Raw genomic sequence first — 22,683 nt, forward strand, 5'->3', positions numbered from 1 at the left:
TAGGATTGCCGGTATGTCGCTGCCGCACGCCATCCTCACCGCCCTGCTGGAGAAGCCCTCCTCAGGGCTGGAGTTGACCCGGCGGTTCGACAAGTCGATCGGGTTCTTCTGGCCCGCCACGCACCAGCAGATCTACCGCGAGCTGGCGAAGCTGGAGCAGTCCGGGCTGATCCGGCCGGTGCCGCAGCCGCCGAGCCGGGGACAGCGCAAGGAGTACGAGGTGCTGCCGCAGGGCCGGGCGGCGCTGGTCGACTGGGTCGGCGAGAGCCAGGATCCGAAGCCGCTGCGGGACGCGCTGGTGCTCCGGCTGCGCGCCGCCGCGGTGGTCGGCGGGCATCGCATGGTTGACGAGTTGCACCGCCAAGTGGCGTTGCATGAAGAGCAGTTGGCGCAGTACCAGGAGATCGAGCGGCGCGACTTCGGGGCCGAGCGGCTGGCTGCCGACGCTCGGTTGCGGCTCCAGCACCGGGTGCTGCTGGCCGGGATCGGGCTGGAGAGCTTCTGGATCCAGTGGCTGACCGAGACTGCTGCCGAGCTGGCCGATTCCCAGGAATCCCAGGCACCCCAGGATTCCGCGGCGCCCCAGCCGTAGCGAGCGAGCCCGGGCTCAGGGCTGCTGCTCGGCGGGCTCCGGTCCGTAGAGCGCGCGGGCGCGCAGCGCGACCTCCAGCTCGAAGCGGGCGTCCGGGTCGGTGAGGTCCGGGCCGAACAGCTGCTGCACCTGGTGCAGGCGCTGGCGTGCCGTCTGCGGGTGGACGCCGAGCCGGGCGGCGAGTTCGGGGGCGCTGCCGCGGTCGGTCTGCAGCCAGGCGAGCAGCGTGTCGGCGAGGCGCCGGGCCTGTCGGGGCGTCAGCGCGTCCAGCGGGCCCAGTCGGCGGGCGGCGACCAGCCGGACCAGCGGCTCGTCGGCGAGCAGCAGCAGGTCGGCGAGCCGGCGGTCGCACGCGACCGGTTCGTCCGCCTCACCTTTCTCACCCGTCTCACCCGCCTCGGCCGTGCCCGAGAGCGGGAGGTGGGCGCGCATCGCCCGGGCCCAGCGCAGTGAGTCGGCGGCGAGTGCGGGCGGGACGGTCGGGCCGATCACCGCGTGCCGCTCCCGCAGCACCTGCCGCAGCTGCGGGTCGCGCAGCAGCACGTCCGGCCGGGGCAGCACCAGACAGGGCTCGGCGGCCTCCAGCTCGGCCAGCACCGGTCCGGGCAGCAGCGACTCGGCCGAGCGGTCCGAGCGGTCCGGCCGTGCGTCGGGCGCCGGGCCGCCCGGTGGTCCGAGCGGCGGCCCCAGCGCGACGCAGGCGAGCTCGGGCGGCAGCGGCCAGTCGGCCGCCTCGGCCGCCTGGGCGACCTCGCCCGGCTCGCCGCCGCCGACCAGCAGGTGCAGCAGCCGAAGGCGCCGGCGGCCGAGCGTCCCGGCCTCGTCGGCCTGGGCGGCCACATAGCCCTGGACGGAGGCGGCGGCCATCTCGTCGATGTGGGCGAACACCGCCTCGGCCAGCACCACCATGCCGTCGGTGCCGAGCCCGGCCCGGCGGGCGACCCGCGCGTAGCGCCGCCAGGCGACCCGGGCGCCGAGCCGGTACGCGGCCTGCAACGCGTCCAGGCTGCGGCCCTCGCGGAGCTCGCCGCGCCCGAGCGCGCGGTAGACCTTGAGCCGCTCGGTCCTGAGCTGCTCGGAGGCGGGCGCGCGGGTGCCGTCGATGAGGTCCGCGAACTCCTCCAGCGCGGTCTCCACGCCGTGCTGGATCCCGGCGCCGAACTTGCCGGCCAGCGGCCGGGAGAATTCCGGCACCTGGCTGCGGATCTCCTTGATGATCTCCAGCGCGACGGCCTGGCGCTCGCGGCGAAGTTCACCGGCGAGATTTCTCGGCAGACTGCTCCACGGGCCGGCCATGAACCCCCCGTTCGCTCCCAACAGCCGTACTGATGACGACTGATGGCGAGTATGGGGCGATGTTACCGGCGAGTCAATGTGCCTCGTAGCCCACCGCCCGTTCCGCCGCGCTGTCCCATCGGCATGAGGATGAAACCCATGAGGATCGCCATTGCCGGGGGAACGGGCATGCTCGGCCGACCCGTCGCCGATGAGCAGGGGCCGGTGCCGTGGACGATCGTCCGGGCCACCCAGTTCCACGAGTTCTTCGCCGCGACGCTGGCCGCCATCGCGCGCTCCGGCGTGCTGCCGATCCCGCGTGCGCCGATGCGCCCGGTCGCCGGGGTCGCCGAGCGGCCCGGCGCCGGGCACCGGTGCTGCCGTTGTGGCTGCCGAACGCGTTCGGCCGGGCGCTGCGCGGGGGAGCGCTGTCGATCGACCGGCCCGAGGTGACCGGAGCCCAGTCGTTCTCGGACTGGCTCCGGGAAGGTCAGGACGGGGCTCAGCCGCTCTGATCGTCCGACTGGGCCGTGGTGAACTGGCCGTTCAGGTCGGGGATCGTGGTCTGCACCTGCTGCGACACCGCGCCCAGCGCGTCGGCGGGGTAGCGGGTCGCCCCGGCCGGAACGGCCACCTCCACGTACGTCGCGCGCAGCGTGGTGGTGAAGCGGTAGCCGCCGTGGCCGTCCTTCTCCAGGTACCACTGGACGCCGTCGACGTTCGGCCCCATCGACTCCTGGTTGCGCAGGACGTTCAGCGAGGCCGGCCGGGGCACTCCGCAGCGCAGCACGGTGCGCGGCGCGCTCTGCCAGACGGCGACGTACGGCGAGCCGGCCGGGTCCGCGCGCGGGTGGCCCTGCAGGGTGGCGGGCAGCGAGCGGATCAGCGCCGCGCAGTAGCCCGCCGCCTTCGGGTCCGGGTGTGGCGCGGTGACCGGCGGCTGCCAGGTCGTGCCGCCCAGCAGCACGGCACCCGTGCAGGCCAGCAGCCCCACCGGCGCGGCCAGCCACCGGACCGGTGCGGGCAGCGCCTTCAGGGCGCGGATCGGACGTTCGAATCGGGGCACCGGTCGATCGTAGCCGCAGCTCCTGAGCGGGCCGGGCGGAGGTGGGCGGTGGTGCGGTCCGTTGCTGGATTTCGCCGGTCCGAGCGCCGGAAGTCCGCTGGATCGACTCCCGGTGTCCGGCCTGATCCGCAAGTGGTAACGGCCGGAACCAGTCAACCAGGCATACCAGGTGGGCCGTTGTGGAGCGGTCGGGGGACACGAATCACCCGGGGCCGGGGTCGTACCGGCTCCCGTGCCCACTTTTTGAGTTTGGCTGGAAAGCAGCGCTGAAGCCGTAAATATGCCGATGGCATTTTCGTAGCACATGCCGCCCTCAGTAGCCTTCCGTGGCAGAAAAGCAACGCGACGTAGCGGTCCGTGCTGCCGTGTCCACCGCCATGTCCACTGCCAGGTCCGCTGCCAACTCCCCCTGCCAACCTCCGAAGGAGACCGTGTGCCGGGTATCGACGACTGCCTTGCCGAGGCGATGAGGATCGCCGGCGCACGGGGCGTGAGCCTCCTCGACTGGGGCAGCGGGCTGGCGCTCGGCACCGCCGGGGCCAGTCCCGCGGGCGACCACGAGGCGACCGCCGCCGAGGCGACCGACCTGGTCCGGGCGGCGGCGGAGAGCCTGAGCTTCGCCGACCGGAGCGACCCCCGGCTGCCGCTCGGCGACCTGATCCTCACCAGTAACGGGAGTTACCACCTGCTCTGCCTGGTCGGCACGGTCTTCGACAGCCGGCTCGTGCTGCACCTGTGGCTGGATCGCGCCGACGCGAATCTGGCCGTGGCCCGGTTCCGGCTCCAGGCGCTGGCCGAGGAACTGGTGCTCGGATGACGCTGCCGACCAGGTCGCCGACGGACCGGGTCGAGCCGCCGGTGCACGCCTGGCAGCCACCCGGCGAGACCGCCGAGCGGCTGGCCGACCGGCGGGCCACCGGCGCGCTGCACACCGCGACCGGCACCGTCTACCTGGAGGACGGCGCGGTCGTGCACGCGGAGAGCCCGCAGTGCCCGGACCTGGCCCGGTTGCTCACCACCAGCGGCCGGTTGCCCGCCGCCGCCTGGCAGCAGACCCTGGACCGCTACGGCCCGGAGCGCCGGGTCGGCGAGATGCTCGTCGAACAGGGCTTCCTGACCCGCGGCGAGCTGGAGATCTGCCACCTCGGCGCGCTGTACGACGCGGCGTACCTCGCACTCAGCGCGCGTTCCCGGGTCACCCGCTTCGAGCCCGGCGTGCTGCACTGGCTCGGCCCGGTCAGCGCGGTCAGCCCGCGCCGGCTGCGCCGCGAGACGGTGCGGCGCCGGGACCTGCTGGAGCGGATCTGGCCCTGGCCGCAGATCGACACCGAGCCGGTGGTGCGCTGCACCCTCCCGGCGCGGGCCGGCGCCCGGTGCAGCGCCCGCCAACGTGAACTGCTCGACTTCGCGGACGGCCGCAGGACCCCGGCGGACCTCGCCTGCCTGCTGGGACGCTCCGCCTTCGCCACCACGGTGGAGGTCCGCCGGCTCGCCGCAGCGGGCGCGGTGGCCACCCCGGCCGTCCCGGCCCAAGCGGCCACCGGCACCCCGCTGGGCCACCGCACCGCCACCGCCCTGCGCCGCGCGGGTGCGGGTGCGGGAGTGGGTGTGCCGGATGTCGCTCCTGGCGGGCTGCCGCGCCGGGTGCGCGGGGCGGCGCTCCCGGTGGAAACCGCGCACCCGGCGCAGCCGACTCGCTCCGCGCCCCTGGGCCACCCCGCGCAGCCCGTACCGAATGCCCACCCCGCATCTGCAGCGGCCAGCCCGCTGTCCGTCCCCGACCCGGACGTCGCGTTGCTGCTCCGGGTCAAAACCGCACTGGAGGCCCGACTTTGATATCCGCTCCGCCCGCCGCCCCGCCCGCATGGCCATGAGGCGGGGGATCAAGCAGCGCGTCGGAAGGAGGCAGATGGACGCTCTGGAGAACTCGCTGCTGGCCGAGCTACGCGCGCTGCGGCACCGCGTCCCCCATCTGGCGGGCGGTCTGGTGGCCAGCGTGGACGGCCTGCTGCTGGCGCACGACACGCACGACACCGAACCGTCCGGTCTCGCCGCGCTCACCGCCGCCACCCTCGGCGTCGCCCAGCGGCTGGCCGATGCCACCGGACAGGGCGAGTTCCGCGAGTCCGTGGTCCGCGGTGAGCACGGTTACGTGGCCACCTACGCCGCCGGCTCGATCTGCGTGCTCACCCTCCTCTCGCATCCCGACGTGAGCATCGGCCGCCTGCACCTGGAGGCCCGCCGGTCCGCCCAGCGGGTCGGCGAGCTGGTGGCCGGCGGCCTCGCACCGCCGGGCGGCGGCCTCGACCGCCTTGGCAAGTAGCCACCCGAACAGTCCCCCGAACCTTTCTCGCTACCGAACCGCTTCCGAACCACCAACCATCCACCGACCATTGGAGATTTCCATGACCGACGTCGACACCGCGCTCCGCCAGGCAATGGGCACCGTGGAGGGCGCCATAGGCGCTGCTCTGGTGGACTACGGCAGCGGCATGGCGCTGGGCACCGTGGACGGCGCCGGGGGCCTGGACCTCACCGTCGCCGCCGCCGGCAACACCGACGTGATGCGCGCCAAGATGCGCACGATGGAGATGCTCGGCCTGAACGAGGCGATCGAGGACATCCTGATCTCGCTGACCAGCCAGTACCACCTGATCCGCCCGCTCACCAGCCGCACCGGCAAGGGGCTCTTCCTCTACCTGGCACTGGACAAGCGCCGGGCGAACCTCGCCATGGCGCGCCACCAGCTGGCGAAGATCGAGAACGAGCTGGAGGTCTGAGCGGCCCGCGCCCGGTGAGCGGGGCCTCCAGGACTCACCGTCCGGGAGGCCCCGCTCCGCGACTGCGCGCGCGGGCGGCTTGGCCCTGCTGGCTAAGCTGAGCGCTCGGCTGACAACGAGCTCAGGCTGACGACAGGGGGAGACGTCCGTGGTGATCCGTGCGGTGCTGTGCGATCTGGACGGTGTGCTGCGCCGTTGGGACCCGGCCGTGCTGGCGGGGGTGGAACGCCTGCACGCCGTGCCGCCCGGCAGCGTGTTCCGGGCCGCGTTCGCGCCGCAGCGGCTGGATCCCGCGATCACCGGCGCGGTGACCGACGAGCAGTGGCGGGCGGCGGTGGCCCACGATCTGATCCCGGTCAGCGGCACCGCCGAGCGGGCCGCCGCGCTGGTCCGGGACTGGAGCGCCGGGATCGGCGAGTTGGACCGCGAGGTGCTCGCGCTGCTCACCGCCACCCGGGCCGCCGGTCCGGGCATCCCGATCGTCCTCGTCTCCAACGCCACCAGCCGGCTCGACGCCGACCTCGCCGCGCTCGGCCTGCTCCCCAGCCTGGACGCGGTGGTCAACTCCTCGCAGGTCGGCGCGGCCAAGCCGGACCCGCGGATCTACGCGGTCGCGGCCCGGGCGGCGGGCGCCGAGCCGGCCGAGTGCCTCTTCGTGGACGACGCGGCGCAGAACGTGGCGGCCGCCGAGCGACTCGGCATGGCGGGCCACCACTACCGCGACCCGGCCGGCCTGCGGGCAGCGCTGAGCGCGGTGTCCGAAAGCCGCTGGCGATCCGCCCCGGCCGGACGCACAGTGGGGGAGTGACCAGCACCGCAGCAACCGCAGCAACCGCCGGAACAGACCTCGGAACAGACCTCGGAACAGACATCGAGGACAGCCGCTACCAGGCCGTGCGCAGCCGCGACGCGCGGTTCGACGGCGAGTTCTTCTTCGCGGTCTCGACGACCGGCATCTACTGCCGCCCGAGTTGCCCCGCGACCACCGCCAAGCCGCAGAACGTCACGTTCTACCCGACCGCCGCGGCCGCCCAGGGCAGCGGCTACCGGGCCTGCCGGCGCTGCCGGCCGGACGCGGTGCCCGGCTCGGCCGACTGGAACATCCGCGCCGACCTGGTCGGCCGCGCGATGCGGCTGATCGCCGACGGCGTGGTGGACCGCGAGGGCGTCGCGGGCCTGGCCGACCGGCTCGGCTACAGCTCCCGGCAGGTGCAGCGCCAGCTCACCGCGGAGCTCGGGGCCGGCCCGATCGCGCTGGCCCGGGCGCAGCGCGCGCACACCGCGCGGATCCTGCTGCAGAGCACCGAGCTGCCGGTCACCGAGATCGCGTTCGCCGCCGGGTTCGCCAGCGTGCGGCAGTTCAACGACACCGTCCGTGAGATCTACGCCGCAACGCCCACCGAACTGCGCGCCGCCCGTACCGGGCGCGCCGCCCGGCTCGACGGTGCCGGCGTGCCGCTGCGGCTGGCCTACCGGGAGCCGTACGCGGTCGCGGAGGTCTTCGACCACCTGCAGCGCCACGCACTGCCGGGCATCGAGGAGGTCACCGGCAGCCGCGGCGCCCGCCGCTACCGGCGCACCCTGTGCCTGCCGCAGGGCACGGGGGTGGCCGAGGTCAGCGAGGTCCTCGGGCACGGCTGGCTGGACTGCCGGCTCCAGCTCACCGACCTGCGTGACCTGACCACGGCGACCCAGCGCCTGCGCCGCCTGTTCGACCTGGACGCGGACCCCTTCGCCGTCGCCGAGCACCTCGGCGCGGACCCGCGGCTCGCCCCGCTGGTCGCCGCCCACCCGGGCCTGCGGGTGCCGGGCGCGGCGGACCCGGAGGAGTTCGCGATCCGCGCGGTCCTGGGCCCGGGCCCGGCCGCCGCAGCCCTGCTGGCGGCCTACGGAGACCCGCTGCCGACACCGAGCGGGACACTGACGCACACCTTCCCCCGGGCAGCGACCCTCGCGGACGCCAAGCTCAACACAGAAGTCGCCCTGCCCGACTTTCCCGTCGAGCCCTTCGAGGCCGTGCGGGAGCTGTGCCGGGCATTGGTGGCCGGTCGGCTGCGGCTGGATCCGGGGGCGGACCGGGAGCAGGCCGAGCAGGTGCTGCTTGGCCTGCCGGGGATCGGTGCGCAGACCGTCGCCGAGATCCGGATGCGGGCGCTGGGCGATCCGGACGTGGCGTTCGGCCCGGCCGCCGGTGCGCCGCAGTGGGGCCCGTGGCGCAGCTACGCGGCGCAGTACCTGACGACGGCGGATTGAGTCGGCCGCTCCTCGGGAGGAGAACTCCTCCCGAGGAGCGGCCTGGTGAGGCACCGTCAGCTCAGGTGCTCCGAGGTGTCGTCGATCAGGAACGCGGTCTGCGCGCTCCCGGTCTCGTGCGAGGTGAACTTGAGGATCACCGTGGAGCCGAACTCGGATGCCACGTACGGGGTCAGGTCGAGGGAGACCGGGACGTAGCCGCTGGTCGCGTCCAGGTTGGTCCAGGTCTTGACCACCGCGATCTGCTTGCCCGAGTACTGGTCGTCCAGCTCCAGCGAGAGCGTGTCCTGGGACTTGGGGTCGGCCGAGGTGTTGGCCGAGTCCACGTGCAGCCAGAAGGAGAGCGAGGCCCGGGTGTAGCCGGGGGTCGTCTCCACGCCCTGCGAGAGCGAGTCGTCCTGCGCGGCGCTGTGGCCGAGCCATGCGTAGCCGAGGCCGGAGTGCGGCTGGTACGCGGTGGACTGGGTGATGATGCCGGGCGAGGACTGCGACCACCAGCCGGGGTAGTTGCCCTTGGCGTCGGTCGGAACCTCGAAACCGGGGTCGACGATCTGCTCCAGGCCCAGGCAGCCGTACTCGCCGGTCGAGAAGAACCCGTACCAGAACTGCGTGGACGCCTGGTTGCCGTGGTCGTCGCGGACCGTCACGGTGATGTCGTGGTAGCCGGTGTCGTTCGTCCGGCCGCGGATCTCACCGGTGCGCGGCTCCACCCACAGGCCGTGCGGCAGGCCGCTCGCACGGTAGCTGAGCTTGCTCGACGCGGTGTCGGAGGCGATCACCGGAAGGTCGACGACCTTGCCCGGTGGCGCGGTGCGGTCGCACATGGTGCTGACCACGAGCGGCTTGTTCGCGACGATCGGGTGCGAGCCGGAGCAGGTGTGGTTGTCGTTGTCCCAGGTGGTCTGCACCGCGAACGCACCGGTGGAGAGCTGCAGGTTGAACAGCCCGCCCGGTGTGCCCTCGGTGATCCAGGCGCACTTGTCGCCGTTCTCCTGGCCTGCCTGGTCGATCCAACCGCCCATCGCGTTCTGGTCGGTGATCGTCTCGGCGTACTCGTGGCCGCCCAGGATCGAGTAGCCGTCCAGCCTGCCGCGCGGACCGGGGTTGATCCAGTTCGTGCCGCAGTACTTGTAGTCGGTCAGGTACGGCATGATCGTGTACGCCAGCGTGCCGTAGCTGGAGCGCTCGAACGTGTGCCAGGCGCACCAGGTATTCAGCTCGTGCCAGCTGTCCGGGTCCATGCCCTGCGCGGTGGTGACCACGTACTGCACGTTCCGGTTCTGCGCCTCGGTCGTGTTGCCGAAGTGCTTCGCGGCGGCGGCCGCCTCGGCGGCGATCTGCGGCTCGGTGGCCCGCTGCGGAGCGGCCGCGTCGTTGTCCACCCAGACGCCGGCGAGCACGCCGCCGGCCTGCGGGTAGCCGACGTGCGGCGCGTCGGCCGGGCAACTGCTGCTGCCCTTCGCGACGTTCTCGCAGTACTGGGTCATGACGCCGCTCCACGCGTCGCCGTTGCTGCCCAGGCCCTTGAAGAAGTCCTGCTGGTAAGGGGCGGCGCTGTCAGGGTCGTTGGAGAGCGTGGTGTGGCCCTGGGCGTCCTGGCCGGCCGTGCCCCACTGGTTTCCCCAGTAGACGATGTAGACCTTCGGTGGTCCCGAGGTGACGCCCACCGAGTCCTGGCCGCCGTTGTAGACCATGTTCGGCTGGGAGTTGTTGACCGGGACGATGTTGTGGCCGGGGGCCGGATCGGAGTTCGGGTGCACCGCGCTGCCGGTGCCGGCACCGGCAGCACTCGCGGCGTTCGACGCGGTGAGCGCGTTCGCGGCGGCGTGCGGGTGGCCCGGCTGGAGCTGGACCCAGGTGCCATGGGTCTGCACCCAGCCGGCCGAGGCCGGGTGCGGGTCGGCCGGCGAGGTCCCGGCCGACGATATGTCACTTGCCTGTGCAGAGGCGGCTGTTCCGGAGACTCCGGCCAGTGCCAGCCCGAGGGAGAGCAGCGCGGAGGCGAAAAGCCTCGCCCGGCGCGGCGCTCCCGTGGGTGCTGCGGTCACAGGTGGTTCCCTTCTCGGTGTTCGGCGGGGGCGGCGGCCCTCGCCGGTCCGGTCGGCGGACGCTGTACCATTGCACATGTCATACGTCAGGTGTGATGGGCTTGTTGATAAAAATTCCGTAACGGTCGCCAGTGCGCACCCATGCAGAGGGGCCGGTCCGCGCGGTGCGGAACGGCCCCTGATGATCTGTCGGCTCCCGTCGGCTGCAGGATCCGGTGCTACCTGCCCGGTGCTACCTCCTGCGCGCCAGCAGCTGGGCCTGCGGAACGCGTTCGCTCTGCTGCGGCTCGCGGACCAGCCGGGCCTGGACGGCGAACCCGGCCGCGTCGAGCAGCTCGGGGCGGGCCTGCGCCGATGGGGTTGTCCTGGCCGGTTCTGCGGTGCGGCGAGTCGGCCGCGCGTGCGGCGGGCGTGAGCCTGTTGCGGTGCGGGAGCTGTTCGGGAGAGCGAGTGGGCGAGCCGGGCTGCAGCCGGCCGGGGCCGGGGACCCGGCACAGGCACGCACGGCCGCGGTGCCTGCGGCGGCCTGGGCCCCGCGCTGGACGCTGACGTTGCCCTGGCTGCTGATCGTGGCCTCGGTCGTGCTGGAGCTGACCACGCCGGTCGTGTACTCGTACACCACGCTGCTCAGCGCCGCGACCCCGCTCGCCGCGCTGCTCTACGGCAGGCGCTGGACCACGATCGTGGCCGGGGTCAGCGTGGCCACGCTGATCGCGCTCTGGATCGACGGCCGGCTCGGTGCGCCCGGGAGCGCGCCGATCCGGGCCGACCTGTTCTCGCTGCTGCTGGTGGACATGCTGGGCGTCGCCTTCTCGGTCGCCAGGGAGCGGATGCAGCATCGGCTGGAGCACGTCCAGGCGGTGGCCGAGGCGGCGCAGCGCGCGCTGCTGCGGCCGCTGCCGCGCCGGCTCGGGCCGGTGCGGATCGCGGGCTTCTACCGGGCGGCCGACACCGAGGCGCTGGTCGGCGGCGACCTGTACAGCATCCGGCTGACGCCGCACGGGGTCCGCGCGATCGTCGGCGATGTGCGCGGCAAGGGGACCGGCGCCGTCGCGACCGTCTCCACCGTCCTCTCCACGTTCCGCGAGGCGGTCCAGACCCAGGCGAGCCTGACCGGGGTGGCGGCGCGGATCGAGCAGGCGCTGACCCTGGAGACCGGCACCTCGGGGGACCCCGAGCTCTTCGTCACCGCCGTGCTGCTGGAGTTCCCCATCGACCGCCCGGCGACGGTGCGCGCGCTGAACCGGGGTCACCCGCCGCCGCTGGTGCTCGGGCCGGACGGCGCGGTGCCGCTGGACGCGCCGTTCGGCCTGCCGCTGGGGCTGGCCGACCTGGCGCCGGACGACGCGGTGGACACCGGGCAGAGCGAGGTCGAGCGGCTGCTGCCGGCGGGCTCGCTGGTGCTGGCGTACTCCGACGGCATCACCGAGGCCGCCGACCAGGCCGGCGTCTTCTACCCGCTGACCGCCCGGCTCACCGCGCAGTTCGGTGGTGGGCCGGCCCCGGCGCCGGACCGCGCGGTCTCCTTCGTCGAGCGGGACGTGGCCCGGTGGGCCGAGGGCTTCAAGGACGACATGGTGACCGTGGCGCTCCGCCGGGAAGACTGAGACCGGCTCACCGGCGTACCCGCAGACCGGCTCACCGGCAGACCGGTTCCCGAGGCCCGCAGGCCCGTCAGGCAGGATGGACGGCAGGCCGACGGACGGAGGACAGGGTGGGCGGGCGGCGCAAGCTCGGAGGAGTCGTGGTGGTGGCCACGGTGCTGGGCGTGGTGGTGGGTGGCGGGCTCGCTCTGCACGCCGGGCACGGGTCGCAGCAGCGGGCGGCCGGGCACGGTGCCTCGCCGACCGCGGCCGGGCCGGGATCGGCATCGCCGAGCACATCCGGTTCGCCGGCCGCGTCGCGGTCCCCGTCCTCGTCTCCGTCGCCGTCCGGCGACGCCTATGCTCCCGCGCGCTTCGCCGCCCAGGTGCGCAGCTGGGGCGGGCAGGCCGGGGTGGATCCGCAGCTGCTGATGGCGATCCTCTACAACGAGTCGTACAAGCCGCACGACCCCGCGCTGGAGCGGGCCTGGCAGAAGCTCAAGCCCGACTCCGCCTTCGGCATAGCCAACATGCACAAGGCCGCCTTCGACGACACCAAGGCCGCGCACGGCTTCGCGAACCGCAGTTGGGACGAGCTGCCGGACGATCCGGACCTCGCGATCCAGGCGGCCGCCTGGTTCCTGCACGACCTGGCGGCCCAGCTGCCGGCCAAGCGCGCCGCCGCCTTCACCCAGGACGAGCTGCTCGCGCTCGGCTACAACGCCGGCGCCGGCAACATGCTCGCCTTCGCCCGCGGCGTGCCGCTCGGCTCGGCGGCCGGCGCCTACCTGGACGAGCTGCACGCCAACTGGGCCAAGTCGGCCACCGCACTGACAGCCGGGCAGTGAGGCTGACGGCCCGTTCGGCGTAGCTGACGGCCCGTTCGGAGCAGCCCGGCTCGTGGTGGCGCTCACCGGTTCGCAGACTCGAAGTCCGGGGGTGGACTCGAACCGGGAGGCATCCTTTATGAACCTCGTTCTGCGCCGGGCGGCCGTGGCGACCGCCGTCGTCTCCGTCGTCCTCGGGGCGGCCTCCTGCGGGAGCGCCAAGAAGGCCAGCACCGCGTCGTCCGGCTCGTCGGGCGGTGCGGTGACCATCGGCCTGCTGCTGCCGGAGACCAAGACCACCCGGTACGAGCAGTTCGACAAGCCGCTGATCGAGGCGCAGATCAAGGCGCTGGCGCCGAACGCCACGATCGACTACTACAACGCGAACCAGGACGCGACCACGCAGCAGACCCAGGTCGACACCGCCCTGACCAAGGGTGACAAGGTGCTGATCCTGGACGCGGTGGACGCCAAGGCGATCCAGTCCTCGGTGCAGAAGGCGCACGACGCGGGCGTCAAGGTGGTCGCCTACGACCGGCTCGCGCAGGGGCCGGTGGACGCGTACGTCTCGTTCGACAACAACAAGGTCGGCCAGCTGCAGGGGCAGGCGCTGGTGGCCGCGGTCGGCGACAAGGCGTCCACCGGGCAGATCATCATGATCAACGGCTCGCCGACCGACCCGAACGCCGCCGAGTTCAAGGCCGGCGCGCACAGCGCGATCGACGGCAAGCTGAAGATCGGCAAGGAGTACGACACGCCGAACTGGGACCCGAACAACGCCAACCAGGAGGCCGCCGCCGGCATCACCGCGATCGGCCCGTCCAACGTGGTCGGCGTCTACTCGGCCAACGACGGCATGGCGGCCGGTATCTCGACCGCGATCAAGGCGGCGAACCTGAGCGTCCCGCTGACCGGTCAGGACGCCCAGCTCGACGCGGTGCAGCGGCTCCTGATCAACACCCAGACGATGTCGATCTACAAGCCGTACAAGCCGGAGGCGGACGCCGCCGGTGCGATGGCGGTCTCGCTCGCGCACGGCCAGTCGCCCTCCCCGTCCGTGGTGCCGACCACGGCCACCAGTGGCAGCGGCCAGAGCGTGCCGTCGCTGCTGATCACCCCGATCGTGCTGACCAAGGACAACATCAAGACCACCGTGGTCGCCGACGGCCTCTACACCGTCGCCCAGATCTGCACCCCCGACTACGCCTCCGCGTGCACCGCGGCCGGCCTCCAGTAAGGGGCGCACGGTGACCGAGAGCGTGGCGACCGGCCGTCCGGTGCTGGCGCTGCGCGGGGTCTCCAAGCGCTTCGGAGCCGTGCAGGCGCTGACCGACATCGAGCTGGAGGTCAATGCCGGCGAGGTGCTCGCCCTGGTGGGCGACAACGGCGCCGGCAAGTCGACGCTGGTCAAGGCGATCGCCGGGGTCAACCAGCCGGACGACGGCGTGATCGAGTGGGAGGGCAAGCCGGTCACGATCCACCGGCCGCAGGACGCCCAGCAGCTCGGGGTCGCCACCGTCTACCAGGACCTCGCGCTCTGCGACAACCTCGACGTGGTCGGCAACCTCTTCCTCGGCCGCGAGATCCGCCGCTACGGGATCCTCGACGAGGTCGCGATGGAGAAGCGCTCGCGGACGCTGCTGGACACGCTGTCGATCCGGATCCCGAGCGTGCGGATCCCGATCGCCTCGCTCTCCGGCGGCCAGCGCCAGGTGGTGGCGATCGCCCGCTCGCTGATCGGCTCGCCGAAGGTGGTGATCCTCGACGAGCCGACCGCGGCCCTCGGCGTCGAGCAGACCGCACAGGTGCTCGACCTGGTCGAGCGGCTGCGCGACCAGGGCCTCGGCGTGATCCTGATCAGCCACAACATGGCGGACGTGATGGCGGTCGCGGACCGGATCGCGGTGCTGCGGCTCGGCCGCAACAACGGCGTCTTCGACCGGAACTACACCACCCAGGAGCAGATCATCTCGGCCATCACCGGTGCCACGGACAACGCCGTGACCCGCCGGCAGGCCCGCGGCACGGAGGGGTCGTAATGAGCGAGCGGAGCGAGCTCATCATCAAGAGGATGCGCGTGCGCGAAGCGCCTGCCGAGCGTAGCGAGGTGGGCGCATGAGTGATAGTGGTGCCGGCGGCTCCGGGCGGCACGGGCTGCCTGAGGACAACATGCCGAAGGGCGGCGTGAACGCCCCGGTGCCGGTGGCCGCCGAGGCGACCCCGGCGGTGGACCCGCGACTGATCGTGCGCCAGGAGGGCGTGCGCGGCTACCTCGGCGAGTTCCGCCGCCGGATCTCCAGCGGTGAGCTCGGCTCGCTGCCGGTGGTGCTCGCGCTGATCGTCATCTGGGCCGTGTTCGGCTCGCTGAGCAGCAGCTTCCTCTCCGCGCAGAACCTGTCCAACCTCTCGCAGCAGATCGTCGGCACCGGGATGATCGCGATCGGCGTCGTCTTCGTGCTGCTGCTCGGTGAGATCGACCTCTCGGTCGGCTCGGTCAGCGGCCTGTGCGCGGCGATCTTCGCAGTGCTGAACGTGACGCACGGGGTCAACCAGTGGGTCGCGCTGATCTCGGCGATCGCCTCCGGCGCGGCGGTCGGCCTGATCCAGGGCGTCTTCTTCGCCCGGGTCGGCGTGCCGGCCTTCGTCGTCACGCTCGCCGGCAACCTGGGCTGGAACGGCCTGATGCTCCAGGTGCTGGGCTCCAGCGGGACGGTCAACCTGAGCGGCAAGGACATCGTCTCGCGGCTCTACACCACCATCTACGGCCAGCAGATCGCCGCCTACGGCCTGGCGGCGGTGGGCGTGCTGCTCTTCCTCGGCGCCTCGCTGCTGGACGCCCGGCGGCGGCGCGTGGCGGGCATCCCGTCCCGGCCACCCGCCGAGATCGCGCTGCGCACCGCCGCGCTCGCGGTCATCGCGTTCCTGGCGGCCTACACGCTCAACCAGTACAAGGGCCTGCCGCTGGCGCTGCTGATCTTCCTGATCTTCATCGTGGTGCTGGACTTCATGTTGCGGCGCACCGCCTACGGGCGGCAGATCTTCGCGCTCGGCGGCAACATCGAGGGCGCCCGGCGGGCCGGTATCAACGTGCCCTGGACCCGGATCTCGGTCTTCATGATCTGCTCGACCATGGCGGCCATCGGCGGTCTCTTCCTGGCCGCGCAGATCCAGTCGGCCAGTCAGACCTCGGGCGGCGGCAACCTGCTGATGAACGCGATCGCGGCGGCCGTCATCGGCGGCACCAGCCTGTTCGGCGGTCGGGGCTCGACCTGGTCCGCGCTGCTCGGTGCGCTGGTGATCGGCTCGATCCAGTCGGGCATGAACATCGAGGGCGTCAGCAACGCGATCCAGTTCATGATCACGGGTCTGGTGCTGCTCGCCGCGGTGGTGATCGACTCGCTGGCCCGGCGCACCCAGAAGGCGGCGGGGCGCGCCTGAGCACGGTAGCGCGGCAGTACGGGAACGGCCGAGGGGTCGGGCGGAGGAAGCACCTCCCGCCCACCCCCCCGTCGTTTCCTGTTCGGGTCCGTTTCCCAGTCGGTCAGCCCAGTTGGGCCAGCGCCGGGACGAAGCGGGCCGCGTCCACGGTGCCCCAGCCGGTGGCGAGGTCGTAGCCGGGGGTGGCAGGCCAGCCGGCCACGCCGCCGTAGGCGTTGGAGCCGCCCACCACGTCGGTCAGACCGGTGTGGGTGGCACCGGCCTGCTGGAGCTCACCGAGCGCGTAGAGGCCGTAGTTCAGGTTGCCCAGGCGGTGTCCGGCCTGCTGGTCGGCCAGCGCCACGACGCCGGAGAAGATCGGGCACGCCACGCTGGTGCCGCCCCACAGCTCCCAGCCGTTGTCCTGCGGGCCGTAGCTGTTGTACGTCCAGACGCCGGTCTTCGGGTCGCCGAGCATGCTGATGTCCGGGACGCCGCGCTGGGTGCCGGTCACGTTGTTCACGCCGAGCTGGAAGAGCGGGCGCTTGAAGATCGCGGACTTGCCGCCGCCGGAGGCGCCGTCGCCGTCCCAGACGGTGTCCGGGCTCAGCCGGTTGCCCTGGTCGTCCAGGTGCACCGAGGTGCCGCCGACGCCGGTGACCAGCGGGTCGGACGGCGGCCAGGAGGTCACCGGGTACGGGTAGAGCGTCGAGCCGTCCGACTCGGCGTCGGTGGAGCCGCTGTCGCCGGAGGAGGCGAGCACGGTGACGCCGCGCGCGGCCGCGTCCTTGTACGCGTAGCGCAGGTTCAGCAGGCTGCTGAAGTCGTTCTGGGCGAAGCCCGGGAAGGTGTTCTCGGTGGCGCCGAAGCTCTGCGAGATGACGTCGCCGATGCCCTGCTTGATCAGCGAGTCCTCACCGCCCATCATCTCCGGGAAACCGGTGGTGCCCTCGGTCTCCGAGACGCCGGTCTCGACCAGCACGATCTTGGCGCCGGGGGCCATGGCGTGCGCCATGTCGACGTCGATCGTGGTCTCCTCGGCCCAGCCCGTCATGTCCGAGTTGTTCGGGTCGAAGGGCGGCACGTTGCCCCACTGCACGACCTGCACGTTGGTGCTGGGTATGCCGAACTGCTGGCTGTAGACGTCCAGGTCGTGCTGGATCGTCGGCGTTCCGTAGGAGTCGACGATGACGATCGTCCGGCCGGCGCCGTTGATGCCCTTGGCGAACAGCGGGGCCTCGTCGTACGCCGTCTCCAGCTGGGTCGCGCCGTAGCAGGAGCGCTGGAGCTGGGTCTGGCACTGGCTGGTGCTCAGCGGTGCGGGCAGCGTCCCGGCCATCTGGCGGTGGCCGCGCGAGGCCGGCACCGGCTGGGGGACGGAGTGGGAGGGGGCAAGTCGCAGGCTGGGGGCGGCACTTGCCACACCGGCCGCGCCGGTGACGCCGCTCATCGCGGTGGCGGCGAGCAGAACGGCGGTGGTGCCGAGAGCCGATGCGGTGGCACGGCTTCGGGTGGTACGTCGCATGGGTGTCCCTGAGGGGTGGTAGATCCCGTCGACGACGGCTGGGGGACATCGAACCGTTGTCCGGAGGCGGGCGCCATGGTCTTGAGGTGCCCATGGGGAAAGCTTGGTCGAATCTGTACGCTGCGCTGACGGCGCGCGCTGCGCGGCGGTGGCGGGATGCGGTGGTCTGGGCCGCCTTGCCCGGATACTGGCGGCGAAGCAGCGGTCGAGCAGTGGAGCGGAGGAGTGCCGGCGGGTGGCGGCGGTGGCGGGCGGGGAGTGGGAGTGGATCGGGCGCTACGAGTCGCTCGGCTTCTGCCTGGTGCTCGCTCAGCGGCTCGATGTGACGGCGCTGCTGACGGCCTACGGTGCCGAGCCGGTGCAGTTGGCGCAGCGCGTGAAGCCGGATCGGCCGGTGGTCCGGGTCGGTGCGGCGGGCGGCTGGGCGTTCGGCTTCGAGGCGGGCGGCGCGGTGGGGGCGCAGACCGGCCTGCTGCACCGGGTGTCGCGCGGCACCCGGGCGGTGTGCGTGTACCGGACGGCGAAGGCGCTCGGCTGGTTCCGCTACGCCGAGGGCGGCGTCACGGTGACCGAGTTCGAACCACTGTTCCCCGGCCGGCGGCGTGGCAGCGAGCCGGACCGGCTGCTCGGGCCGATGCGCCGGGTCGGGCTGGCTCCGGCGGGCGGGCCGCCGGGGCCGGGTTTCGACGCCGGCCGGGCGGCCCTGGAGCTGCTCGGCCAGCCGGAGTTGTGCGGTCCGCTACTCGGCGGCGTGCGGCTCGGCGGCGCGCTGGTCGCCGGACCGCTGGTGACCGCGTTGCTGCCGGACCGGGCGCCGACCGACCACCGGGGCGAGGGAGCGCGGCCGCGGGTGAGGGGAGGGCCGGGCCCGGCCGGGTCGGTGGTTCCGATCACACCGATCACCCCGACCGGGCCCGGGCAGGGCCCGTCCGGCGGTGGGGCTCAGTTGTAGACCTGCAGCGTGTACGGCTCGTGGTCGAGCACCCGCTCGTTCTGCGTGAAGGTGCTCAACGCCGTTCCGGCACCGGTGTTCTGGCCGACCGGGACGTGCGAGCGCACGCAACGCTCGTTGCCGGTGACGTTGTTGAGGTACTTCACGTACCACGTCCCGTTCTGCTGGAACGGCTCGATCTCCGCGCAGTCCGCGCCGGTCAGCCCGAGCATCGCGCCGCTCTGGTAGGTCGCGGCGAACGCGAACTCGTCGCAACTGTCGTCGGGGAGTGCCGGATCGGGGGTGAAGGTGCCGCAGATCCTGGTGCGGTTCGAGTTCTGGATGCCCGGGTCGGCCAGTCGTTGCAGCGGCGAGGCGCTGGTGCCCCAGTGGTCCGGCAGGGTCTGCTGCGCCCACAGGTAGGTGATCGCGGCCGCGCCGAACGAGCCGATCGTCAGGTCGAGTTCGGGCGTGTAGAGCGGGACGACGCAGCCCGCGTGGGCACCGACCACCTTGTCGTCACAGCGCAGTTGGACCGGGTCGCTCCACGTGGCGTCCGGCTGGGTCGGCTCGGTGCCGGGCTGGAGCACCTCCAGGTCGTAGGCCGGGGTGATGGTGTCCGGGCCGGGCGCGGGGGTGTCGGAGTAGGTCACCGTCCCCGTGGCGGTGCCGCCCACGGTGAGCGGCGCCGGGCCCGCCCAGGGGGACGCCTTGACCATGGTGCAGGGTGCCTTGCAGGAGGCGGTGAAGCCGACTTCCAGCTCGGGGATGGCCGGACCGGCCGAGGTGAGCGTGACGGAGTCCGCTTCGTCCCACTCGGTCGCGTTCAGGCCGAGTTCGATGTCCTGCGAGATCGTCAGGGCGGCGGTGCCCAGCACCTGCTGGGTCTTGGCGTCGTAGAGCGTGAAGGTGGCCGGCTCGTCGTGCACACAGGCGGCGGTGCGGGTGTACCACCACTCGTCGGCCGCCCGGGAAGCGCACCAGTAGGCGGCGGGCGCCGCGGTGGCCCGCGGTTGCGGCGGCTGCGGCGGTGCGGCCGGGCTCGGCAGCGGGGCCGCCGGCGCCTGGTCGAGCGTCACGCAGCCGACCCGGCCGCGACCCTCGCGCGCGTAGTCGGCGAGGTGGGCGCGCACCTGTGCGCAGGACTGTCCGAGCCGGGCGGTGAGGGGGGCCGGGCCCGCCGGCGGGAGCCCGGCGGCCGGACTCGTGCCGGCTCCCGGCAGCAGCGCCAGCACCAGCGCCAACGCAGCGCCCGCGCCGGTTCGGGCAACCCATCGCATCAGCTGTGCTCTCCTTCTGCTCGTGACGGAGCATCGGATCGGTTCGGGCCAGGGAGGCCCACACGAGCACTCTGGTGCATCCGCGGCGCGATGACCTGCAGAAGCGTTTCTGCCGGGGTGTCGGGTGTCAGGTGTCGGGGGTGACGGGATGTCAGGAGGTGGGCGCCGCCACCAGCACGTCACCGGCCGGCGTCCGGTAGTAGAGCACCGACGGCCCGGCGCGGCGGCGGGAGACCAGGCCGGCGTCCAGCAGCACCTTCAGGTGGCGGCCGACCGAGCCGAGGCCCTGGCCGGTCAGTGCGACCAGCTGGGTGGTGCTCTTCGGGCTCTCCAGCAGCACCAGGACGCCGGCCCGGGCCGGGCCGAGCAGCCGGCCGAGCGCCTGCGGCGGCGCGGCCAGGGCCGGCTCGGCGAGCGCGCCCGAGCAGGGGTAGACCAGTGCGTACCGGTGCGGCAGGTCCCAGGCGACCCAGCCGGCTCGCGGTGTGACCGGGACGAAGAGCAGCTCGGCGCCGTCGATCCGGCGCGGCGGCCGGTCCTGCGCGTTGATCTGGAGCCGCCCCTGGCCGAGCCAGCGGGTGCCGGGCCGCAGCCCGTCCAGCGCGGCCGCCCAGCCACCCCGGCCCAACTCGGCGGTGCGGACCAGCACATCGGCCTCCAGGATGCGCCGCCTGGCCGGCCAGGTCGGCAGCACGGTGTGCGTCCAGACCCACTCCAGCAGGTCGGCCGTCCGCTCGGCCAGGTCGGTGCGCTGGATCGCCTCGGGCAGCGGGCGGCCCGCCAGCGCGACGGACAGGTCGGCCTGCACGGTCTCCGGCGGCGTGGCCCGGATCCGGGCCAGCTCCTCCTCGAAGGACGGCTCCGGTGAGCGGTGCGGGGCCGGGGTGAGGAAGTCCGCGATCCAGCGGTGGGTCAGCGCGGCGCGGAGCAGTGCGTCGGCCACCGGGTCGGCGGCGAGCCGGGCGCGGTAGTCGGCCAGGTGTGCGGCCAGCCAGTCGCGTTCGGCGGGGTGCCGGGCGGTGGCCAGCTCCAGCCGGATCAGGCAGGCGGTGGTCTCGGCGAGCGGCGAGATGACGAACCGGCCGCCGGCCAGCGTGTCGGTGCTGATCTCCCACCAGCCCATCGCGGCCTCCCCCTCCTGGTCCTGACGTGTCGCCGCAGGTCTCGCGGCATGTTTCGCGGCTGGGCGAAACTCTAACGCCGGCGCGAGCGGCCTCAGCAGACTCCCTGCCATGCGCACTTACCGGGAACTCTTCCGAACACCTGAATTCGCCCCGTTCTTCGCCGCCTCGGCCGTGCAGGTCGCGGCCGGCACGGTCAGCGGCCTGGCACTGGCCGTGCTGGTCTACTCGGCCACCCGCTCACCGCTGCTCGCGGCGCTGAGCATGTTCGGCCCGTCGATCGCGCAGCTGGCCGGCGCGCTCACGCTGCTCTCGGCGGCCGACCGGCTGCCGCCGCGGGCCGCCACGGTCGGGCTGGCAGTGCTCTACGCGGCCACCACCGCGGCGGTGGCCGTGCCGGGCCTGCCGGTCTGGGCCGTGTTCGCGGTGCTGCTCGTCGAGGGGCTGCTCGGCTCGGTCGGCGGCGGTGTGCGGTACGGGCTGCTCACCGAGATCCTGCCGGAGGACGGCTACCTGCTGGGGCGCTCGGTGCTCAACATGGCGGTCGGCGCTTTGCAGATCTGCGGGTTCGCGGTCGGCGGGGTGCTGATCGCCGCGCTCTCGGCGCGCGGCGCACTGCTCACCGCGGCCGGACTCTTCGCGCTGGCCGGGCTCACCGCCCGGCTCGGCCTGCGCCGGCGCCCGGCGCGCGGCGCGGGCCGGGCCTCGGTCGCGCGGACCAGGCGGACCAACGCGCTGCTCTGGTCCTCGGTGCCGCGCCGCTACGTCTACCTGGCGCTCTGGGTGCCGAACGGGCTCATCGTCGGCTGCGAGGCGCTCTTCGTGCCGTACGCGCCGGGGCGGGCCGGGCTGCTCTTCGCGAGTGGCGCGCTCGGCATGCTGGCCGGCGACACGCTCGCCGGGCGGTTCCTGCCGGCCCGGCTGCGGAGCCGGCTCGGCGCGCTGCTGCGGCTGCTGCTCGCCGCGCCGTACCTGGTCTTCGTGCTGCACCCGGCGCTGCCGGTCGCGGTGCTCGCGGTCGCGCTCGCCTCGGTCGGGTACTGCTCCAGTCTGCTGCTCCAGGAGCGGCTGATCGCGCTGACCCCGGCCGAGGTGCGCGGCCAGGCGCTCGGGCTGCACTCCAGCGGGATGCTGACCATGCAGGGCGTGGGTGCGGCCGTCGCCGGGGCGGTCGCGCAGTACTGGTCGGCGGCGACCGCGATGACGCTGATGGCGGCGGCCTCCGTGGTGGTCACGCTGGTGCTGGCGCCGGGGCTGCGGGAGCGCAGTGGCGCGGCGGGGGATACGGCGGGGGATACGACGGGAGGTACGGCGGGCGCGCAGCCGGCCGGAGGTGCGGCTGTGGAGTGCCCGAGGTGACGTCAGCGGCCCTGTGGGGTGCGAAAAGGCTGGTGAGCTGACGTTTCGTCGTCCGCTGACCTCCCAGAGTGCCGACCGGTGGCGGCCGCGATCGCGGCGCGAACGCTTCGCGGTCGTAGAGTCGAAGACGGGCGGTCCCGCGGACCGCCCGTCCTTGCCTGCGGCGCCCGCCGGTTGCCGGTCGCTCGGTCTGCCGGTCGGTTCAGGGCCCCGGGGCAGGGGAGGCACACATGAGGGAGGCAGCCATGGCCGACAGCACGGCGAACACGCCGTTCGACTTCGAGGGGCTCGATCTCGGAGAGCTCACTGTCAGCTCGATACCCGACACCGTCACGCTGCCGGAACCGGACGACACCTGGAGCACGGGCTCCTGGCTGCCGCCCGAGGCCGTGCATGCCGAACTCCCGCGCCCACTGATCGCCCAGTGGCGTCAGGCAGCCCGGGGCTGAACCGCGGGCGCTGAACCGGGCGCGGGCGTCGATCGACGGGGGCGATCGGCCCGCCTCACTCTGCTCCATCGGCGGCCGGTGACGAGCGGCCGGTGGGGCGCGACCTGGTGGCGGCCCTGGTGGCCCTGGTGGCCCGGCCATGTCCGGGCGGACCGGGCAGGGCCGGCGCCGGGAACT

General features: G+C 73.1%; 23 protein-coding genes. 16 read left to right on the top strand and 7 right to left on the bottom strand.

Going from position 1 to position 22,683, the window contains the following annotated elements; translation table 11 throughout:
- The first annotated feature begins 13 nt into the window (after positions 1-13).
- Positions 14-592, top strand: coding sequence for a PadR family transcriptional regulator (locus AC060L_RS11580; protein ID WP_483798565.1), 579 nt, complete (start codon positions 14-16; stop codon positions 590-592).
- A gap of 15 nt (positions 593-607) precedes the next feature.
- On the opposite strand, the gene AC060L_RS11585 is transcribed toward AC060L_RS11580, so the two are convergent.
- The gene (locus AC060L_RS11585) at positions 608-1,888 is read right to left on the bottom strand and encodes a PucR-like N-terminal domain-containing protein (RefSeq protein ID WP_483798566.1); all 1,281 of its coding nucleotides are present in this window, start codon (positions 1,886-1,888) and stop codon (positions 608-610) included.
- Positions 1,889-2,026: 138 nt separating this feature from the next.
- Between AC060L_RS11585 and AC060L_RS11590 the strand changes: the two genes are divergently transcribed.
- Complete coding sequence (locus AC060L_RS11590) at positions 2,027-2,320, top strand: hypothetical protein (protein WP_483798567.1); 294 nt, start codon at positions 2,027-2,029, stop codon at positions 2,318-2,320.
- A 49-nt stretch (positions 2,321-2,369) separates the two neighbouring features.
- Here AC060L_RS11590 and AC060L_RS11595 read toward each other — a convergent pair whose 3' ends face one another.
- On the bottom strand, positions 2,370-2,933 hold the full coding sequence (locus tag AC060L_RS11595; protein ID WP_483798568.1) for a DUF3515 domain-containing protein: 564 nt from the start codon (positions 2,931-2,933) through the stop codon (positions 2,370-2,372).
- Positions 2,934-3,366: 433 nt separating this feature from the next.
- Between AC060L_RS11595 and AC060L_RS11600 the strand changes: the two genes are divergently transcribed.
- The 6 genes from AC060L_RS11600 to AC060L_RS11625 all read left to right on the top strand — a co-directional run bounded on the left by AC060L_RS11600 (position 3,367) and on the right by AC060L_RS11625 (position 7,966).
- Positions 3,367-3,750 (top strand): hypothetical protein, encoded by a 384-nt coding sequence (locus AC060L_RS11600; RefSeq protein ID WP_483798569.1) that lies wholly within the window; start codon positions 3,367-3,369, stop codon positions 3,748-3,750.
- Positions 3,747-4,769 carry a DUF4388 domain-containing protein gene (locus AC060L_RS11605; protein WP_483798570.1) on the top strand — a complete coding sequence of 341 codons (1,023 nt, stop codon included), beginning with the start codon at positions 3,747-3,749 and terminating at the stop codon, positions 4,767-4,769. Before AC060L_RS11600 ends, AC060L_RS11605 begins: the two co-directional genes overlap by 4 nt.
- Positions 4,770-4,803: 34 nt before the next feature.
- Positions 4,804-5,256: a roadblock/LC7 domain-containing protein gene (locus AC060L_RS11610; RefSeq protein ID WP_483798720.1), complete on the top strand. Its 453-nt coding sequence runs from the start codon at positions 4,804-4,806 to the stop codon at positions 5,254-5,256.
- Positions 5,257-5,338: 82 nt separating this feature from the next.
- Positions 5,339-5,713, top strand: coding sequence for a hypothetical protein (locus AC060L_RS11615; protein WP_483798571.1), 375 nt, complete (start codon positions 5,339-5,341; stop codon positions 5,711-5,713).
- A gap of 148 nt (positions 5,714-5,861) precedes the next feature.
- Positions 5,862-6,521 carry an HAD-IA family hydrolase gene (locus AC060L_RS11620; RefSeq protein ID WP_483798572.1) on the top strand — a complete coding sequence of 220 codons (660 nt, stop codon included), beginning with the start codon at positions 5,862-5,864 and terminating at the stop codon, positions 6,519-6,521.
- A 62-nt stretch (positions 6,522-6,583) separates the two neighbouring features.
- A complete protein-coding gene (locus AC060L_RS11625) occupies positions 6,584-7,966 on the top strand; it encodes a DNA-3-methyladenine glycosylase 2 family protein (RefSeq protein ID WP_483798721.1) in 1,383 nt (460 codons plus the stop codon).
- 56 nt (positions 7,967-8,022) lie between these two features.
- Here AC060L_RS11625 and AC060L_RS11630 read toward each other — a convergent pair whose 3' ends face one another.
- Complete coding sequence (locus AC060L_RS11630; protein WP_483798573.1) at positions 8,023-10,014, bottom strand: putative Ig domain-containing protein; 1,992 nt, start codon at positions 10,012-10,014, stop codon at positions 8,023-8,025.
- Positions 10,015-10,246: 232 nt separating this feature from the next.
- Positions 10,247-10,612: a hypothetical protein gene (locus tag AC060L_RS11635; RefSeq protein ID WP_483798574.1), complete on the bottom strand. Its 366-nt coding sequence runs from the start codon at positions 10,610-10,612 to the stop codon at positions 10,247-10,249.
- On the opposite strand from AC060L_RS11635, the gene AC060L_RS11640 reads away from it, so the two are divergent.
- The 5 genes from AC060L_RS11640 (at position 10,584) to AC060L_RS11660 (ending at position 15,862) form a co-directional block, all read left to right on the top strand.
- A complete protein-coding gene (locus AC060L_RS11640; RefSeq protein WP_483798575.1) occupies positions 10,584-11,621 on the top strand; it encodes a PP2C family protein-serine/threonine phosphatase in 1,038 nt (345 codons plus the stop codon). The genes AC060L_RS11635 and AC060L_RS11640 overlap by 29 nt on opposite strands.
- 143 nt (positions 11,622-11,764) lie before the next feature.
- The gene (locus AC060L_RS11645) at positions 11,765-12,445 is read left to right on the top strand and encodes a transglycosylase SLT domain-containing protein (RefSeq protein ID WP_483798576.1); all 681 of its coding nucleotides are present in this window, start codon (positions 11,765-11,767) and stop codon (positions 12,443-12,445) included.
- Positions 12,446-12,563: 118 nt separating this feature from the next.
- Positions 12,564-13,661: a sugar ABC transporter substrate-binding protein gene (locus tag AC060L_RS11650; protein WP_483798577.1), complete on the top strand. Its 1,098-nt coding sequence runs from the start codon at positions 12,564-12,566 to the stop codon at positions 13,659-13,661.
- Between the two features lie 10 nt (positions 13,662-13,671).
- Positions 13,672-14,463: an ATP-binding cassette domain-containing protein gene (locus AC060L_RS11655; protein WP_483798578.1), complete on the top strand. Its 792-nt coding sequence runs from the start codon at positions 13,672-13,674 to the stop codon at positions 14,461-14,463.
- A gap of 130 nt (positions 14,464-14,593) precedes the next feature.
- Positions 14,594-15,862, top strand: coding sequence for a sugar ABC transporter permease (locus tag AC060L_RS11660; RefSeq protein WP_483798722.1), 1,269 nt, complete (start codon positions 14,594-14,596; stop codon positions 15,860-15,862).
- 103 nt (positions 15,863-15,965) lie between these two features.
- Here AC060L_RS11660 and AC060L_RS11665 read toward each other — a convergent pair whose 3' ends face one another.
- Positions 15,966-17,366, bottom strand: coding sequence for a S53 family peptidase (locus tag AC060L_RS11665; protein WP_483798579.1), 1,401 nt, complete (start codon positions 17,364-17,366; stop codon positions 15,966-15,968).
- A 235-nt stretch (positions 17,367-17,601) separates the two neighbouring features.
- On the opposite strand from AC060L_RS11665, the gene AC060L_RS11670 reads away from it, so the two are divergent.
- Positions 17,602-18,318, top strand: a complete 717-nt coding sequence (locus AC060L_RS11670) for a DUF6461 domain-containing protein (RefSeq protein ID WP_483798580.1) — start codon at positions 17,602-17,604, stop codon at positions 18,316-18,318.
- Here AC060L_RS11670 and AC060L_RS11675 read toward each other — a convergent pair.
- Together AC060L_RS11675 and AC060L_RS11680 are read right to left on the bottom strand one after the other, a co-directional pair.
- The gene (locus AC060L_RS11675) at positions 18,309-19,577 is read right to left on the bottom strand and encodes a hypothetical protein (RefSeq protein ID WP_483798581.1); all 1,269 of its coding nucleotides are present in this window, start codon (positions 19,575-19,577) and stop codon (positions 18,309-18,311) included. The genes AC060L_RS11670 and AC060L_RS11675 overlap by 10 nt on opposite strands.
- Positions 19,578-19,728: 151 nt before the next feature.
- Complete coding sequence (locus AC060L_RS11680; RefSeq protein ID WP_483798582.1) at positions 19,729-20,700, bottom strand: winged helix-turn-helix domain-containing protein; 972 nt, start codon at positions 20,698-20,700, stop codon at positions 19,729-19,731.
- Positions 20,701-20,809: 109 nt separating this feature from the next.
- Between AC060L_RS11680 and AC060L_RS11685 the strand changes: the two genes are divergently transcribed.
- Positions 20,810-22,057, top strand: a complete 1,248-nt coding sequence (locus tag AC060L_RS11685) for an MFS transporter (protein WP_483798583.1) — start codon at positions 20,810-20,812, stop codon at positions 22,055-22,057.
- A 245-nt stretch (positions 22,058-22,302) separates the two neighbouring features.
- The gene (locus AC060L_RS11690) at positions 22,303-22,506 is read left to right on the top strand and encodes a hypothetical protein (RefSeq protein ID WP_483798584.1); all 204 of its coding nucleotides are present in this window, start codon (positions 22,303-22,305) and stop codon (positions 22,504-22,506) included.
- The last annotated feature ends 177 nt before the right edge of the window (positions 22,507-22,683 follow it).

It is taken from the genome of Kitasatospora sp. NEAU-69 (assembly GCF_057158765.1).

Coding starts and splice junctions, on each gene's coding strand:
- AC060L_RS11690 (WP_483798584.1), top strand. CDS start 22,303: ATGGCCGACAGCACGGCGAACACGCCGTTCGACTTCGAGGGGCTCGAT.
- AC060L_RS11665 (WP_483798579.1), bottom strand. CDS start 17,366: ATGCGACGTACCACCCGAAGCCGTGCCACCGCATCGGCTCTCGGCACC.
- AC060L_RS11580 (WP_483798565.1), top strand. CDS start 14: ATGTCGCTGCCGCACGCCATCCTCACCGCCCTGCTGGAGAAGCCCTCC.
- AC060L_RS11610 (WP_483798720.1), top strand. CDS start 4,804: ATGAGGCGGGGGATCAAGCAGCGCGTCGGAAGGAGGCAGATGGACGCT.
- AC060L_RS11615 (WP_483798571.1), top strand. CDS start 5,339: ATGACCGACGTCGACACCGCGCTCCGCCAGGCAATGGGCACCGTGGAG.
- AC060L_RS11675 (WP_483798581.1), bottom strand. CDS start 19,577: ATGCGATGGGTTGCCCGAACCGGCGCGGGCGCTGCGTTGGCGCTGGTG.
- AC060L_RS11650 (WP_483798577.1), top strand. CDS start 12,564: ATGAACCTCGTTCTGCGCCGGGCGGCCGTGGCGACCGCCGTCGTCTCC.
- AC060L_RS11660 (WP_483798722.1), top strand. CDS start 14,594: ATGCCGAAGGGCGGCGTGAACGCCCCGGTGCCGGTGGCCGCCGAGGCG.
- AC060L_RS11590 (WP_483798567.1), top strand. CDS start 2,027: ATGAGGATCGCCATTGCCGGGGGAACGGGCATGCTCGGCCGACCCGTC.
- AC060L_RS11585 (WP_483798566.1), bottom strand. CDS start 1,888: ATGGCCGGCCCGTGGAGCAGTCTGCCGAGAAATCTCGCCGGTGAACTT.
- AC060L_RS11680 (WP_483798582.1), bottom strand. CDS start 20,700: ATGGGCTGGTGGGAGATCAGCACCGACACGCTGGCCGGCGGCCGGTTC.
- AC060L_RS11605 (WP_483798570.1), top strand. CDS start 3,747: ATGACGCTGCCGACCAGGTCGCCGACGGACCGGGTCGAGCCGCCGGTG.
- AC060L_RS11685 (WP_483798583.1), top strand. CDS start 20,810: ATGCGCACTTACCGGGAACTCTTCCGAACACCTGAATTCGCCCCGTTC.